The sequence below is a fragment of the Acidobacteriota bacterium genome, from assembly GCA_016184105.1.
In the GTDB taxonomy this organism is placed as follows: domain Bacteria; phylum Acidobacteriota; class Vicinamibacteria; order Vicinamibacterales; family 2-12-FULL-66-21; genus JACPDI01.
Genome location: JACPDI010000040.1, coordinates 217,522 through 233,208, shown reverse-complemented (window position 1 = coordinate 233,208; position 15,687 = coordinate 217,522). Strand labels below are relative to the sequence as shown.

Genomic DNA, 15,687 nt, shown 5'->3' with positions numbered 1-15,687 from the left:
GCCGCCGAACGAACCCGATGAATGTACGGACGCCGCGGGTAGGAAACCGCCAGCACGTGACTGGGCACCCGGAGGCCTCCGATCAGCGCCGCGACGTCGTCATCTTCGTGACGGGCATGCAGCACCTGCGGCGGCGCGACCTGAGATTCCTCAATGCGCTCCGCCTCGTCGTTCAGTCGCGCCCACATGGCGAGCGCAGGCAGCCGCTTCAGCGGCCGCAGGACTATTGCGGGGGCGCGGGACGTTTCCGGCTCGCGAGCTTTCCCGAATCCGAGAGCCTGGAGGACCTTGGCGGCCCTCGCCGGCTTGGCCGGCTTGGCCGCGGCTGTCGCTGCCGGCTCCGGTTCCCTTTCTTTGAACGGCAGCACGACCCCCGGCAGCGTGACCGGCTCGGCCGCTTTGGCCGGAGGAGGCGTCGGAGCCACAGGCCTCGCCTCGGCGACGACAGGCTCGGGCTTGACGACGACGGGCTCCGGTTTGGCGACGACGGGCTCGGGCTTCGCCACGATCGGCTCGGGCTTCACGACCGGTTTCGGCTTCGCAGGCGGCTCCGGGATCGCAATCGGCTCGGACGCCGCCACCGCGGGCGCGGGTGTCTCGACGACGGGTTCCGGGATCGGCGGTGCCGGAGTGACGACGGGTTCCGGCTTCGGCGCGGGCGGTTCCGGTGCGGCCTTCGCCGAACGGACCACCGGCGGCGCCGGCGTGTGATGGCGATGCGCGTCCTTCCGCTCGGACTTCTTGTGCTTCTTGGCAGGTTCGGGCTTTGACGATCGCCAGCTGAAGGCGTACTCGGGATCCGTGAGCTTCTGCTCGGCCGGGCTCGCCTCCGCCGTCTCCGGCGCGGCGTGCTCGCCGTGCGCTTCCGCCACATCCGGCGTGGCGGGCGGTATCGTGGCCGGCACGTCCGCCACGTGCGGTTCGAACACGGGCGCCGCAATCTCGATACTCGAAGCGGCGGGTTCGAAGGATTGCGCCGGATATTCCACCGGCGCCGCTTCGACGGGATCGGCGGAAATCGGCGATGGGTGCGCCCGCTCGTACGCGCGTTCCATCAGGCGCGCGGCGCGGGCCTCGTTGGCGGCCCGAAGATAGCCGGTCACCTGGTCCGCGAAGGCCCACGGGTCGCAGCCGACGCCGGCGCTCTCTGTCTTCTTGCGACGAAACGCTTTCCTGAAGAACCCGCCCTCCTCGTCACCGCCGCCGGCGACGCCGGCTGTCGCGAGCAGGGGGATGGTAATCGTCTGAAGGTGGTCTGCCTCGTCCAGCGTCCGCAGGTGCGCGACGAGCTCCTCCTCGTCGCGCGGCGACAACAGCGCGGTGACGAGAATCAGTTCGGGCACACGCGCGCCGATCGCGGCAATCGCCGCGTCCTTCGAATCGACGACGGCAATGTCCGCGTGGGCGCGCTCGTGCACCACGCGCTTGAGGATCGCGGCCTGACGGGGGTCAGGCTCGATCGCAAGAACGAGCGACACTCAGCTCCTCAACATGAACACCACGAGCATCACGCCCACGACCGAGAAGATCACGAACGGGGCGTTCTCGATGCTCTGGTCACGTGCGGCGACCCAGAGCACGCTCCCCAGATCGCTGAGCCGGTCGCTCAGCGGGGAGAGCACTCCGCCGCCTGAATCGTCGAACAGGCTCCGGAATCTCACGCGCACGCGTGGATCGAACGAGACGAGGACAGCCAGCACGAGGCCGAGGCTGAGTGCGGACGTTGCCGATTCACGTGCTCCCTTGACCATTGATTGGAATCTCTCCGCACGTTCGCTGCTTCACAGGCTGCGTCGCCGGGGTCCGACGCAAGCGACGTACCTGTAATCGCCTCCTCGAATGAAGGGCGGAAAGAGCCTTTATTTTCAATGATTTTTGTGCCGCTGCACAGTTCAGCACCTCGAGGCCCGCCGGCGCCCCCCGCGCGGGCCGCACAAATTTAGCGCGGCCAGTTACGAATGTGATCACTCGGCCCCTGCCCCCGAGCCCGGGAAAGTGCCGTGTGCGGGGTGTGCGCGGAGCTATCAGGCGCTTCGATGTCGAATGGCCGCAAGCACTTGGCCTGTGCACACCGGTCCGCGACACACCCGTGGCACAGCCGTTGCGATTTGGCCGCGGCGTGACGCGGCCTGCGACGCCGCGGTCGTTCAGCAACTTGCGGCCAAGCGCCGCGCATTCACACGCCGCATCGCGCCCCGCGATGCGTGCATGGGAGGCTCCATGAACCGCCTGATGAACATCGTGAAGTCGATTGTCCGCAATGACGAAGGCCAGGACCTGCTCGAGTACGCGCTTCTCGTGGCGCTGATCGCGCTGGTCGCCGTCGTCGCCGTCACCGCCGCCGGCACGAGCGTGAACGACATCTTCACGAAGATCGCCGCCGAGCTCGCGAAGGCCGCGTAACCATCGTGTCCGGGGCGCGTGAACGCGCGCCCCATCGCGCAGCCGGGCTGCGCTGGAGGCTCCATGTTGACGTACCTGAAATCGTTCGTTCGTGATGACGAAGGCCAGGACCTGCTCGAGTACGCGCTCCTCGTGGCGCTGATCGCGCTGGTCGCCGTTGTCGCCGTCACGGCCGCCGGGACCAGCGTGAACGACATCTTCACGAAGATCGCCGCCGAGCTCGCGAAAGCGGCGTAACCAAGCCCAATCCGGCGGATGCCGGGTCCTGGGAGCGGATGCCTTCCAGCGCCTGGCTCCGCCACGTCTTTCCCCCCGGAGGAGGCCGTCATGCGCCGGTTGCTGCTGGTGATACGTCGACTCGGCTCGCGGGTGTCCTCGCGCGAGGAGCACGGCCAGGACCTGCTCGAGTACGCGTTGCTCATGGCGCTCATCGCGATCGTGGCCGTGGCCGGTGTCACGAAGGTGGGCGAGACCATCAACAACGTGTTCTGGAAGACCATTGCCAGCAGCTTCTGACGTGATGCTCCTGGCCGTGATGGCCGGGGCCGGCACCGCGGCGGCGATCGATATCCGCACGCGACGCATCCCGAACGTGGTGTCCGCGGCGACCGCGGCGCTCGGGATCGCGCTGGCGGCGGCGGGGTGGAGCGGCATTTCGATCGCCTCGTCGATGCTCGGGTTTCTCGTCGGCCTGCTGCTGATGCTGCCGGGCCGGCTGCTCGGCGCCACCGGCGCCGGGGACGTAAAGCTGATGGCGGCGGTGGGCGCGGTGCTCGGGGTCGAGCGCATGCCCCTCGCCTTCGTTTGCACGGCAATCGCGGGCGGCGCCCTCGCGGTTGTCATCGCCGCCCGCCGAGGCCGGCTGGCGGCCACGATCGGCGGGACCGGCCGCATCATCGCGCGGCAGGACATCGGGTCCGCCGGGGCGCACAACAAGTTTTCGTACGGGCCCGCGATTGCGGCCGGCGCGTTGCTGGCCGCCTGGCTCGGACGGTGAGGGTGACGACCATGGCGCTGAATCCGCAGCCGCAACACGCCGATCGACGGAAGAGGGAACGCGGCGCGGCCCTGCTCGAGGCCGCCTTCGCCATCCCGATGCTGCTCGCGATCGCGGTCGGCATTTTCGAGTTCGGGCGCGCCTACCAGTACAAGCAGGTGCTGACCAACGCCGCCCGCGAGGGGGCGCGGTATTCCGTGACGCCGAACTCGGATCCGGCGACGGCGAAGAGCCTCGTGGCGCAGTACATGAAGAACGGCGGCCTGGACCAGTGCATCGACGCCGCGCCGTGCGAGGCGTACGTCGCCGTCCAGGATGCCATGGTCGGGACGGTGCCGGTCTCGACCGTCACCGTGACGTATCCGTTTCAATTCATCGTGCTTCAGCCGATCACCCAGCTGCTCGGCGGAGGCTCTGGCGTTGACAACTCACTGGAGATGAAGGCGACAGCTGCCATGCGTAAGGAAGGGTCGTAAACCGCAAACAGGAGCCTGGAGGTTCACGGGAGGCCTTGCAACGGGCACCCCGTGAGGAGAAGCAATGCGCAACCGAATCTTCGCCGTTCTGGCGCTGGCGGTGACCGCAGGAGGCGGTCTCGCCTACGCCACCTACAACTACATGCAGAGCGCGCCGGTGCGGACCGTGACCACGCCGACGCAGCCGGTGGTCGTCGCGGCCGCTGATCTGCAGCTCGCCACCGAGATCAAGGCGGACGACCTGCGGATCGTGCAGTGGCCGAAAGGACAGGCGCCCGAGGGCGCGTTCGCGAGCCCGAGCGAGTTGATCGGCCGCGGCGTGGTGTCCCCCATCGTGCGCAACGAGCCCATCCTGCCGGGCAAGCTCGCGGCCAAGGACGCGGGCGCCGGCCTGCCGCCGGTGATTCCGCCTGGCATGCGTGCCGTGTCGGTGCGCGTCAACGAGGTCATCGGCGTCGCCGGGTACGTGCTGCCCGGCACCCACGTGGACGTGCTCGCCACCGCGAGCCCGACCCAGCAGGCCCAGGACACGACCACGAAGGTCGTCCTCACGAACATCCCGGTGCTGACCGCCGGCACGCGCCTCGAGCAGGACAGGAAGGACGGCAAGCCGGTGCAGGTCAACGTCGTGACGTTGCTCGTCACGCCGGAGCAGTCCGAGCGCCTGGCGCTGGCGAGCACCGAGGGGAGAGTGCAGCTCGCGCTGCGCAACCCGCTCGATCAGGGCGCGCCCGACACCACGGGCATCAAGACGTCCGCGCTGATGGGCGCGGCGCCGGCGCAGACACCCGCGAAGTCGGTGCTCGTCGCCAGCGCGCGCCCGCGCGCGCCGCGACCGGTCGCCCCCGTCGTCACCGAGGCCCCCGCGCCGACCGTCGAGGTCATCCGCGGGGATAAACGTACAAACGAAGTCATTCGCTGAGAGGAGGTCCGCCATGAGCATGTTCATGTCATTGACGCGCATGCGGCCGCGGGCCTTCCAGGTCGCGCTGCCGGTTTTCATCATCATCATCCTGGTCGCCGCGCCGCAGGCGCAGGTCCAGAGCGTTTCGTACTCGAGCGACGGCAGGCCCGCTCCGGCGGCCTCCACCAGCGTCATCGACCTGCTCGTCGGCCGATCGACCGTGCTCAACGTCGGCGCCGCGATTTCGCGCGTGTCGCTGACGGTCCCCGACGTCGCCGACGCGCTCGTGACCGCACCGCAGCAGATCCTGATCCACGGCAAGGCGCCGGGCACGATCTCGCTGTTCGTCTGGGAGAAGACCGGCGCGATTCGCACGTTCGAGGTCACGGTGCGCCGCGACCTGAGCGTGCTCTCCAACCAGCTGCGCCAGCTGTTCCCCGGCGAGCCGATCTCGGTCACCGGCAGCGGCAAGGACGTCGTCCTCTCCGGCAAGGTGTCCACGCCGTACGTCGTCGAGAAGGCGGCGGAAGTGGCGATCGCCTACGCCGAGAAGAAAGAGAACGTCGTCAACCTGCTGAAGATGCAGGAAGGCATCGCGTCGAACCAGGTCATGCTGCGCGTGCGCTTCGCGGAAGTCAGCCGCAGCGCGCTGCAGGAGCTGGGCGCGAGCTACTTCGCCAACAACTACGAGTCGGAGTGGTTCGGCCGCGCCGGCACCGGGCAGTTCCCGGGCCCCGACTTCGAGGACGGCAAGCTGCTCTTCAGCGACTTCCTGAACCTGTTCGTGTTCAACGCGAAGGAAGGCATCGGCGCCGTCATGAAGGCGCTGTCGAACAAGGGCCTGTTCCAGAGCCTCGCGGAGCCGAACCTGATCGCGGTTGACGGCAAGGAAGCCAGCTTCCTCGCCGGAGGCGAGTATCCGTACCCCGTGGCGACGCCCACCTCGGGCGCCGTCGCGATCTCGATCATGTTCAAGGAGTTCGGCGTCCGCCTGAACTTCACGCCCACGATTCTCGGCGACGAGATGGTGCGTCTGAAGGTCCGGCCGGAAGTGAGCGCCCTGGACTTCAGCAACGCGATCACGCTCGAAGGGTTCCGCGTGCCGGCGCTCTCGACCCGCCGCACGGAGACGGAAGTCGAGCTGCAGAACGGCCAGACCTTCGCCATCGCCGGATTGCTGAACAACACGCTGAACCAGTCGATGTCGAAGGTTCCCGGCATCGGTGACATCCCGATCCTCGGGCTGCTGTTCCGCAGCCGGGCGCACCAGAAGAACCAGACCGAGCTGGTCGTGATGATCACCCCCTACATCGTTCGCCGCGGATCGCACGGCGTGTCCGAGGGTCTGCCGAACATGGTTGCGCCCTTCATCGGCCCTCCCAACAAGACGATCGCGCCGCCGCCGGCGTATACCAACTCGCCGCGCTACGGCGCATCGCAGCCGGGGAGCGAGGTGTCGGTTCAGCCGAAGCAGGCGCCCGCGCAGCAGCCCGCGGTGAGCGCCCCGCCGCAGCAGCCGCAGCGCGCCACGCAGCCGGTATCGCCCGCGCCGGTGCAGAAGGCGGAAACGCCCGCCGCGGCCGCGCCGCAGGCCAGGGCCCCGTCGAAGAAAGAGCTGAAGCAGATCGAGGAGGCGCGCAAGCGCGAGCAGGAGCAGCGCGCCCTCGAGGCGAAGCGCCAGGCGGAGGCGGAAAAGGCCGCCGCCCGCGCCGCGGCCGAACAGAAGAAGCAGCAGGAAGAGGAAGCGCGCGCCGCGCTGAAGAAGGCCGAAGAGGACAAGAAGAAGCTCGAAGCGGCCGCGAGCGAGCAGGCGAAGCGCGACGCCACGGTGGCGAGGAAGGCGGCCGAGGACCGGAAGAAGGCCGAAGAGGACCGCAAGAAGGCGGAGGAGCAGCAGAAGAAGCTCGCCGCCGAAGAGGCCAAGCGGCAGAAGGCGCTTGCCGAGGCCGAAGCGAAGCTGAAGGAGGCGCAGAGTGCGTACGAAGCGGTCGTCCGCGCCGCGCCCAATACCAGGCCGATCCCCTGAAGGGGGCCTGGGGAGGCTGATCATGCGGAGCAGGCACGTGTCCGGGCGGAACCTGTATCGCAACGAGCGCGGGATGTCGCTCGTGTTCGTCGGGGTCGGGTTCCTGGGATTCGTCGCAGCCTCGATGCTGGCGATTGACGTCGGCATGCTGATGGCGGCCCGGGCCGAAGCGCAGAACGCGGCGGACGCCGGCGCGCACGCCGGCGCCACCGCCCTGGCCTTCGACGATTACGACGATCGATCGCTGACCGGCCCGGCGGTCACCAACGCGGTGGCGCGCGCGAAGGCCAACCTCGTCATGAGCGTGGAGGTGTCGGTCGACCCGTCGCAAGGCGACGTCACCTTCGAGGAGGGCTCCTTCGGGGAGATGAACCGCGTCAAGGTGACCGCGCACCGGACCTCCGCGCGCTCCAACCCGGTCGGTCTGTTCATCGCGAGGATCTTCGGGACCTCCACGTCCGATATCGCCGCAACGGCAACCGCGGAAGCCTCGCCGGCCGACGCGATGGATTGCGTCCTGCCGTTCATGATTCCCGATCGCTGGGACGAGAAGACGAGCCCGCCGTTCAACTCGATGACGAGCACGTTCGAGATGTTCACCAACAAGGGGGCTCCGCTCAACCCGGCCGATGTTTACATCCCCGCGACCGAGGACAACTACACCGGCTACGACCCCGTTCTCGACCGTGGCACGAAGGTCATCCTGAAGGCGAGCAACGACACGCAGGTGTCGCCGAGCATCTACAACCCGATCGTCATCCCCGGTTATCCGCGCGGTGCGGACGAATACCGCGCCGCGATCGCGAGCTGTGCCCACGCGGAGTTTGAGTGGGACCAGCCGATCACGGTCGAGCCGGGCAACATGGTGGGCCCGACCAAACAGGGGATCGAGGATCTCGTCGCCAAGGATCCGAACGCGGTCTGGAACGAGGGCTGCCAGTGCGTGCAGAACAGCGCGTTCCCCATCAGCCCGCGCGTCCGGCCGATCCCGCTGTACGACCCGGAGTACTTCGCACGGGGGAAGAGAGAAGGGCGCTACGCGGACTTCAAGGTCGCGAATTTCCTCGGCGTGTTCGTCGCCGGCATGGTTGGCAACGACGTGATCGCCTACATCACGCCGATCGGCGGCGGCTCGGGATCGTCGGGGGGACCGGCGCCGAAGAACGCGTTTCCGTACGCGATCCGCATCGTCAAGTAACCGGATGTAGACACACGCGGACGTCGCAACAGATCGTTGGCCACGCGGCTCCGGAGGGCCGCAAAGCCATGGCACAACTCGCTGCACTGATCGTCTCGTCCGACGACGAGTTCCGCAGGCAGGCATCGACCCTGCTGCGGGCCGGCGGAGTTCCCGTCGGCATCATCGAAGAGCGCGCCGGCACGACGTCCCATCCGGACGTCGCCGTCGTGGACATCCGCTACGACACGTCGTCCGGCATGGCGGCGATCGAGCGGCTGCGCGCCGGCACGCCGGCGCTGGCCATTTTCGCCGTCGCCGCCGCCGCCGAGCCTGAACGGATCCTCCAGGCGATGCGCGCCGGGGCGAACGAGTTTTTCGCCTGGCCCACCGACTTCAACACGCCCGCGGCGCGCTCGATGCAGGAGGCGTTTCAGGGGGCCGTCCGCCGCACCGCCGCGCGCCGGGAGGCCACCGTCGGCGCGGGCAAGCAGGCGTGCGTCACCCACGTGTTCCTCGGCGCGAAAGGGGGCTGCGGGACGACGACGGTGGCGGTGAACACGGCCGTCGAGCTGATGCGCCTGACCAAGCGGTCCACGATCGTCGTGGACTTCAAGCAGTCGCTCGGCGAGGTGGCGCTGTTCCTGGGGGTGCGGCCGCGCTTCACGATCCTCGACGCGATCGAGAACCTGCACCGTCTGGACAAGGACTTCCTGAAGGAGCTGGCGGCCAGGCACAAGTCCGGGCTCGACATCCTCGCCGGCTCGGAGCAGTTCGACCGGCCGAACGCGGGCGATGCCGCGCCGATCGAGGAGCTGCTGCGGGTGCTGACCAAGGTGTACGACTACGTGGTCATCGACGCCGGCAACACCATCAACGCGATCTCGATCGCGGCGCTGTATGCCGCCGACACGATCTTCCTGGTCGCCAACCCCGACGTCCCCTCGATCCGCAACGCGCAACGCCTCGTCGAACGCGTCCGGCAGCTCGGCGCGGGCAGCGAGCGGGTGCGCATCCTGCTGAACCGGGTCACCGACCAGCACATGATCGCGCCCAAGCAGATCGAAACGGCGCTCGGCTACTCGATTCACCACTCGTTCGCGAGCGACTACCGCACCGTGGCGACCGCGCTCAATTCCGGCGTGCCGCTGTCGATGACCGACAACTCGGAGATTGCCGAGCAGTTCGGTGCGTTCACGCGGCAGCTCGTGGGCCTTGAACAGCAACAGGCGGAACCGGTGAAGAAGGCGCGGTTCCTGGGGATTCTGTAAATGTCGTCCATCAACTCCGTCAGCTCGCCATCCGCGCCAGGGGCGCCTCGTCCCCCGGCGCCGACGCACCGCCCGCAGTACATCGAACTGAAGGCGAACGTCCACCGGAAGCTGCTCAACCGGCTGAATCTCGAGGCGCTGGCCACCGCCGATCGCGCGCGCGCCGAGGGGGAGATCAGGTCGCTGCTCTTCGAGCTGATTGCCGAAGAGAACATGCCGCTCAGCATGGGCGAGCGCGACGCGATCCTCGGCGACGTCCTCGACGAGGTGTTCGGCTTCGGCCCGCTCGAGCCGATCATGCGCGACCCGACGGTCACCGACATCCTGGTGAACACCTACAACCAGGTGTACGTCGAGCGCGGCGGCAAGCTCGAGCGGCTCGCCACCGGCTTCCAGGACGACAAGCACCTGATGCGCGTCATCGACCGCATCGTCAGCGCCGTCGGCCGCCGCGTGGACGACAGCTCGCCGATGGTGGACGCGCGCCTGCCGGACGGCTCGCGCGTCAACGCGATCATCCCGCCGCTCGCCGTCGACGGCCCGCTGCTCTCGATCCGCCGCTTTCCGGCCGAGCGCCTGCAGGCGGAAAACCTGGTGACGCTGCGCGCGATCACGCGCCCCATGCTCGAGTTCCTCGAGCACTGCGTCCGCTCGCGCCTCAACATCATCATCAGCGGCGGCACCGGCTCCGGCAAGACGACGCTGCTCAACATCCTCTCGAGCTTCATCTCGGAGCGCGAGCGCATCGTGACGATCGAGGACGCGGCGGAATTGCAGCTCCACCAGGAGCACGTCGCGCGGCTGGAGACCCGGCCGCCGAACGTCGAGGGCAAGGGGGCCGTGCGCCAGCGCCAGCTCGTCATCAACGCGCTTCGCATGCGCCCCGACCGCATCGTCATCGGCGAGGTCCGCGGCGAGGAAGCGCTCGACATGCTGCAGGCGATGAACACCGGCCACGATGGATCGCTGACGACCGTCCACGCCAACACGCCGCGCGACGCGCTGTCGCGTATCGAGACCATGATCTCCATGGCCGGGATGAACCTGCCGGAGCGCTCGATGCGGCAGCAGATCGCGTCGGCCATCCAGGTGGTCGTGCAGGGGGCCCGCATGAGCGACGGCACCCGCAAGATCACGAGCATCTCCGAGATCACGGGCATGGAAGGCGACGTGATCACGATGCAGGACATCTACGTATTCGAGAAGCTGGGGATCACCCAGGACGGCAAGGTGATCGGGCGGTTCCGCGCGACCGGCGTGCGGCCCAAGGTCTGCGAGCGCCTCAAGGCGTCCGGCGTCCACCTGCCGCCGAACATGTTCGAAGGCATTACCGAGGTGAAGTGATGAACGTCCTGCTGCTGCTCCTCATCTTCCTGTTCGGCGCGGGGCTCGCGCTGCTCGGGTACTACCTGTTCATGAAGATGCCCGAGGCGATGGCTGAGAAGCGCATGGAAGAGCGCCTCGCCCAGCTCCAGGGCTACGACGAGGACGAGAAGGCCGCCAAGCCCGAACTGATCAAGGCGATCAAGGAAGGGCCGATGCCCGGCCTCGACCGCCTGATCGGCCAGAGCGCGAGAGGGAACGCGTTCAGCCGGTGGATCGAGCAGTCGGGCATGAGGAAGGCGAGCGCCAGCGGCGTCATCCTGACCGGATTCGCCCTGGCCTCGCTCGGCGCCGTGTCCTCGATCGTGGTGCTGCACAACGCGGCGACGCTCCCGATCGGAGCCGCGGCCGGCTTTGCGCTCCCGTTCGTCGTGCTGCGCCAGAAGCGCGTCGCGCGCCTGCGGAAGTTCGAAGAGCAGTTCCCGGAGGCGCTCGACCTCATCAGCCGCGCGCTCAAGGCGGGTCACGCCTTCGCGAGCGGCCTGAAGATGGCCGCCGACGAGCTGGAAGATCCCGTCGGCCCCGAGTTCCGCAAGACATTCGACGAGCAGAACTTCGGCCTGCCCATGAAGGACGCGCTCGAGAACCTCACCCACCGCGTGCCGCTGCTGGACGTGAAGTTCTTCGCGACCGCCGTGCTGATCCAGCGGGACACCGGCGGCAACCTCGCCGAGATCCTCGAGAATCTCGCGCACGTGGTGCGCGAGCGGTTCAAGATCCTGCGGCAGGTGCGCGTGTACACGGCGCACGGCCGTTTCACCGGCTACGTGCTGCTCGGCCTGCCGATCGGCCTGGCCGTCGCGCTCTCGTTCATCAACCCCGATCACATGAACCTGCTCTTCCGCGAGCGCATGGGCCAGACCATGCTCATCGGCGCGGCGGTGATGCAGACGATCGGCTATTTCTGGATCCGCCAGGTCATCAAGATCGAGGTGTGACGTGTCGATGCTGATTCCGATCCTCGTCTTCCTCATCGGCACCGTGCTGATCGGCTTCACCGCGATGGCGGTGCTGGGGCGCAGCGGCGGCGCCGCGGTGGCGATCGACCGGCGCCTCGAGGAGATCGCGTCGTTCCACGAAAGGCCGGAGGAGCGCCGTCCGCGCTTCAAGTCGCTGGTGGGCGCGCTCAAGCGCCTCGGCGAAAAGGCGCCGAGATCGCCGCGCGAGATGGGCACGCTGCGGCTGCGCCTCGTGCAGGCGGGCTTCCGCCGCGACGAGGCGCTCACGGTGTTCTTCGGCATCCGCGTGGCCTTCTCGCTCGTCGTGTTCGCGGTGCTCTCCTCGCCGATCGTCGGGCGCCCGAACGTCGCGCTGGCCATCGGCGGCGCCGGCGTGGGCTGGCTGCTGCCCGGCATGGCGCTGGCGCGCATCGCCAAGCGGCGGCAGCACCGGATCCGGCTGTCGCTCGCCGACGCGCTCGACCTGATGGTCGTCAGCGTGGAGGCGGGCCTCGGCCTCGACCAGGCCATCGCGCGCGTCGCGCAGGAGCTGGCGTTCGCCTACCCCGATCTGGCCGACGAGCTGCGGCTGATCAACCTCGAGCTGCGCGCCGGCAAGCCGCGCGCCGAGGCGCTCCGCAACCTCGCGGATCGCACGGGCGTGGACGACCTGAGCTCCCTGGTCACGATGCTGATCCAGACCGACAAGTTCGGCACCAGCGTCGCGCAGTCGCTGCGCGTGCACTCGGACACCATGCGCACCAAGCGCCGGCAGCGCGCCGAGGAGGCCGCCGCGAAGACCGGCGTCAAGATGGTGTTCCCGCTCGTGTTCTGTATCTTCCCGGCGATCTGGGTCGTGACCATCGGCCCGGCCGCCATCAAGTTCGTGCAGGTCCTGTTCCCGATCATCGACAACACAGGCCGATGACCCCTGACCTGCTGCGGAGTGCTTCGCCCGGCGATACCGGCTTCTTCGTGCGCAACACGGACTCCGGTCTGCTGCTCGCGCAGAGCCTGGAAATCGCCGCCACCCGGTCGGCGCGACGCCGCGGCCTGATGGGCCGCGACGCGCTCGCGCCTGGCGATGCGCTCTGGATCGTGCCGAGCCGCGGCGTGCATACCTGCGGAATGCGCTTCGCGATCGACGTGGTTGCGCTCGACGCGCGAGGCGTCGTCGTCGACGTCGTCACGGACCTCCGGCCGTGGCGTCTCCGCTTGCCGCGGCCCGGCACGCTTGGCGTGCTGGAGCTGCCGGCAGGAACGGTGCGCATGTCGCGCACGCGGCTCGGTCACCGGATTTCGTTCGACCGGGCGGATGCCGCCGCCCGCAGCGATGAGCGGAGAGCGTCATGAGTGTTGCCGTGGCCGATAAACCCGCCGCGCCGGTGCCGGCGCCCCCGGCGACGCTCGCCGCCTCGGGGTTGAAGGCGGAACACATCCTCGAACTGGTCGTGAAGACGATGGTCGGCGGCGAGGTGAGCGGGAGCGGCCTCGCCGAGCGCCTGCGGCTGCCCTACGCGCTGATCGAGCCGGTCATCGAGCACGCGCGCGCCGAGAAGCTGATCGAGGTGAAGGGGGCCGGCGGCGCCGGCACCGCCGGCTACAAGTACGCGCAGACCGACCTCGGGCGGGAGCGCGCCCTGCGGTTCATGGACATGTGCAGCTACATCGGCCCGGCGCCGGTGCCGCTCGCCCAGTACAACGACTACGTCCGCGCGCAGGCCGCGTCGCGCGGCTACATGGACCGGCAGCGGATCGGCTCGGGGTTCGACGGCCTCATCGTCAACCCGGACATGTTCGAGCAGCTCGGGCCGGCCGCCAACTCCAACAAGTCGATCTTCCTGTACGGCCCGCCGGGAAACGGCAAGACCGTGCTCGCGCAGGGGCTCGGACGCTCCCTCGGTGGACAGGTCTACGTGCCGAACGCGATCGACGTGGACGGCCAGATCATCACCATGTTCGACCCGGTGAACCACCAGCGCGTCGCCTCGAAGGGTGACGCCAGCTGGCTCCTGGCGTCCAACGTCAGCCACGATCGCCGCTGGGAGCTGATCGAGCGGCCCGTGGTCGTGGTCGGCGGCGAGCTGACGCTCGACATGCTCGACCTGAGCTTCAACCACATCGCGAAGTTCTACGAGGCGTCGATCCAGTGGAAGTCGAACTGCGGCGTGTTCGTCGTCGACGACTTCGGCCGCCAGCGCGTGCCGGCCCGCGACCTGCTGAACCGGTGGATCGTGCCGCTCGAGAGCCGCGTGGACTTCCTCACGCTGCACACGGGACGCAAGTTCGAGATCCCGTTCGACGTGCTGATCATCTTCGCGACCAACCTGAAGCCGGAGTCCCTCGCGGACGAGGCGTTCCTCCGCCGCATCCCGTACAAGATCTACGCGAAGAACCCGACGCTCGACGAGTTCAGCCGCATCTTCGAGCTGAACTGCCGGAAGCGGCACCTCCAGTACGACCCCGCGTTCGTCGAGTACCTCACGCGGCGCTACTACCAGCCGCGCGGGCTGCAGATGCGGGCGTGCCACCCGCGCGACATCATCGAGCAGGTGCTCGACATGTGCCGCTTCCAGGGGCGCGAGCCTGTCATCACCCGCGAGCTGCTGGACGCGGCCTGCGAGAGCTACTTCCTCGACGAACAGAAAAGCGAGCGCGCGAACAAGGAAGGCATGGCGTGACGTTCATGACCGCTCCAGCCCGCGCCATCGGCCGCTGGCTCGATGGCAATGGAGCCGCCGTGTCCCGTCGTCGCGAGCAGATCGCGCCGTCGCCGGCCCGCCGCCGCAGCGACCGGCTCGCTGATTTCGCCGGCCGCGCGGTCGTGGTCGCGCTCTTCACGCTCTTCGTGGTGGCCATCCTGATGGATTTCAGCCGGACCGGGCGGCTGACGGGGTTGCTGCTCGTCACCGGCGAGGCGCTCGTGGTCATCCTGACGCTGTTCCGCCGATCCGCCGCGTGGATCGACCGCAGCTGGCGCGCGCGCCTGCTCACGGCGCTGTCGCTCGCCGGACCGCCCCTCATGCGGCCGGCCCCGAGCGCCGGCCTGCTGCCCGACGCCGCGACCGCGGCGTTCTCGGCAATCGGCCTGTCGATTGTGATTGCCGGCAAGCTGTCGCTCGGCAGGAGCTTCGGCCTGATGCCGGCCAACCGCGGGGTGGTCAGCGGCGGGCTCTACAGGCTCGTACGCCACCCGATCTACGCGGGCTACCTCCTCACGCACGTCGGCTTTCTTGCCGCGCACGCCACGGTGTGGAACCTGTCACTGATGGCCGCCGCCGACCTGGCGCTGCTGGTCCGTGCGATCCAGGAGGAACGCACGCTCGCCCTCGATCCGTCCTACGTCGCGTACCAGCGGCGGGTGAGGTGGAGGGTGCTGCCGGGCGTGTTCTAGAAAATAAGTGTGACAGTCACACTTTCCGAAGCAGCGGCCGAGGAAAGTGTGACTGTCCCACTTATTTCCTTCGTATCTTCACGACGGTCGCGCCCAGCTGCGACTCCGGCGCGTCGTGGAACGCCTCCACCAGCGGATGGCCGCGAAGCAGCCGCTGCACGGCCGCCCGCTGCACGCCGACGCCCCTGCCGTGAATCAACCTGACTTCCCTGAAGCCCTTCCCATGCGCCGCGTGGAGGTACTCCTCGACGACCGACGGAATGTCCTCGGGCCGGAATGAGTGGAGGTCGATCGAGTCTTCGATAGGGACTTCGTGCACGTTGTCAGAGGCCAGAGGCCAGCTCGTATTTCACCGTGACGGTCGTCTTGATGCCGCCGCGCGGTGTGAAGTCGCCGGTGACCGTCATGCGCCGCGGCGCGCACGCGGCCACCAGGTCGTCGAGGATCGCGTTGGTGGCCGCCTCGTAGAAGATGCCCTTGTTCCTGAACTCGAGCAGGTAGTACTTCAGGGCCTTCAACTCGAGGCAGCGCGCGCCGGGCACGTAGGTGATCCGGATCTCGCCGAAGTCGGGCAGGCCCGTCCTGGGGCACATCGACGTGAATTCCGGGCACCGGATGTCAATCTCGTAATCACGTCCCGGCTGGGGATTCGGGAACGTCTCGAGTGCGGGGGGCGCCATCCGGACATTGTACCATCCGCATTTCAGGCCTGTTTTTC

19 protein-coding genes are annotated in these 15,687 nt (G+C 68.3%); 15 read left to right on the top strand and 4 right to left on the bottom strand.

Features of this window, described 5'->3' with window-relative positions:
* Positions 1-1,478: hypothetical protein (locus HYU53_15130; GenBank protein ID MBI2222528.1), on the bottom strand; the 1,478-nt coding region annotated here is incomplete at its 3' end.
* Positions 1,479-1,751, bottom strand: coding sequence for a hypothetical protein (locus HYU53_15125; protein MBI2222527.1), 273 nt, complete (start codon positions 1,749-1,751; stop codon positions 1,479-1,481).
* 457 nt (positions 1,752-2,208) lie between these two features.
* Between HYU53_15125 and HYU53_15120 the strand changes: the two genes are divergently transcribed.
* The 15 genes from HYU53_15120 to HYU53_15050 all read left to right on the top strand — a co-directional run bounded on the left by HYU53_15120 (position 2,209) and on the right by HYU53_15050 (position 14,969).
* Entirely contained in the window at positions 2,209-2,403 is a 195-nt protein-coding gene (locus HYU53_15120) for a Flp family type IVb pilin (GenBank protein ID MBI2222526.1), read from the top strand.
* A gap of 63 nt (positions 2,404-2,466) precedes the next feature.
* A complete protein-coding gene (locus tag HYU53_15115; GenBank protein ID MBI2222525.1) occupies positions 2,467-2,640 on the top strand; it encodes a Flp family type IVb pilin in 174 nt (57 codons plus the stop codon).
* Between the two features lie 132 nt (positions 2,641-2,772).
* Entirely contained in the window at positions 2,773-2,919 is a 147-nt protein-coding gene (locus HYU53_15110; protein ID MBI2222524.1) for a Flp family type IVb pilin, read from the top strand.
* Position 2,920: 1 nt separating this feature from the next.
* Positions 2,921-3,400, top strand: a complete 480-nt coding sequence (locus tag HYU53_15105; GenBank protein MBI2222523.1) for a prepilin peptidase — start codon at positions 2,921-2,923, stop codon at positions 3,398-3,400.
* Complete coding sequence (locus tag HYU53_15100) at positions 3,397-3,876, top strand: pilus assembly protein (GenBank protein ID MBI2222522.1); 480 nt, start codon at positions 3,397-3,399, stop codon at positions 3,874-3,876. Before HYU53_15105 ends, HYU53_15100 begins: the two co-directional genes overlap by 4 nt.
* Before the next feature lie 64 nt (positions 3,877-3,940).
* Entirely contained in the window at positions 3,941-4,798 is an 858-nt protein-coding gene (cpaB, locus tag HYU53_15095; protein MBI2222521.1) for a Flp pilus assembly protein CpaB, read from the top strand.
* Between the two features lie 13 nt (positions 4,799-4,811).
* Positions 4,812-6,806: a pilus assembly protein N-terminal domain-containing protein gene (locus tag HYU53_15090; GenBank protein ID MBI2222520.1), complete on the top strand. Its 1,995-nt coding sequence runs from the start codon at positions 4,812-4,814 to the stop codon at positions 6,804-6,806.
* A gap of 22 nt (positions 6,807-6,828) precedes the next feature.
* Positions 6,829-8,004, top strand: coding sequence for a hypothetical protein (locus HYU53_15085; GenBank protein MBI2222519.1), 1,176 nt, complete (start codon positions 6,829-6,831; stop codon positions 8,002-8,004).
* A gap of 68 nt (positions 8,005-8,072) precedes the next feature.
* The gene (locus tag HYU53_15080; GenBank protein ID MBI2222518.1) at positions 8,073-9,254 is read left to right on the top strand and encodes an AAA family ATPase; all 1,182 of its coding nucleotides are present in this window, start codon (positions 8,073-8,075) and stop codon (positions 9,252-9,254) included.
* On the top strand, positions 9,255-10,598 hold the full coding sequence (locus tag HYU53_15075; protein ID MBI2222517.1) for a CpaF family protein: 1,344 nt from the start codon (positions 9,255-9,257) through the stop codon (positions 10,596-10,598). It abuts the gene before it with no gap.
* Positions 10,598-11,575, top strand: coding sequence for a type II secretion system F family protein (locus HYU53_15070; GenBank protein MBI2222516.1), 978 nt, complete (start codon positions 10,598-10,600; stop codon positions 11,573-11,575). The genes HYU53_15075 and HYU53_15070 overlap by 1 nt, the downstream gene beginning before the upstream one ends.
* A gap of 1 nt (position 11,576) precedes the next feature.
* On the top strand, positions 11,577-12,503 hold the full coding sequence (locus tag HYU53_15065; GenBank protein ID MBI2222515.1) for a type II secretion system F family protein: 927 nt from the start codon (positions 11,577-11,579) through the stop codon (positions 12,501-12,503).
* Positions 12,500-12,928 carry a DUF192 domain-containing protein gene (locus tag HYU53_15060; GenBank protein MBI2222514.1) on the top strand — a complete coding sequence of 143 codons (429 nt, stop codon included), beginning with the start codon at positions 12,500-12,502 and terminating at the stop codon, positions 12,926-12,928. Before HYU53_15065 ends, HYU53_15060 begins: the two co-directional genes overlap by 4 nt.
* Complete coding sequence (locus HYU53_15055) at positions 12,925-14,256, top strand: hypothetical protein (protein MBI2222513.1); 1,332 nt, start codon at positions 12,925-12,927, stop codon at positions 14,254-14,256. The genes HYU53_15060 and HYU53_15055 overlap by 4 nt, the downstream gene beginning before the upstream one ends.
* 5 nt (positions 14,257-14,261) lie before the next feature.
* On the top strand, positions 14,262-14,969 hold the full coding sequence (locus HYU53_15050) for an isoprenylcysteine carboxyl methyltransferase (protein ID MBI2222512.1): 708 nt from the start codon (positions 14,262-14,264) through the stop codon (positions 14,967-14,969).
* A gap of 61 nt (positions 14,970-15,030) precedes the next feature.
* Here HYU53_15050 and HYU53_15045 read toward each other — a convergent pair whose 3' ends face one another.
* Both HYU53_15045 and queF read right to left on the bottom strand, forming a co-directional pair.
* Positions 15,031-15,303, bottom strand: coding sequence for a Smr/MutS family protein (locus HYU53_15045; GenBank protein MBI2222511.1), 273 nt, complete (start codon positions 15,301-15,303; stop codon positions 15,031-15,033).
* Positions 15,293-15,649 (bottom strand): NADPH-dependent 7-cyano-7-deazaguanine reductase QueF, encoded by a 357-nt coding sequence (queF, locus tag HYU53_15040; GenBank protein MBI2222510.1) that lies wholly within the window; start codon positions 15,647-15,649, stop codon positions 15,293-15,295. Before queF ends, HYU53_15045 begins: the two co-directional genes overlap by 11 nt.
* Positions 15,650-15,687 lie beyond the last annotated feature (38 nt).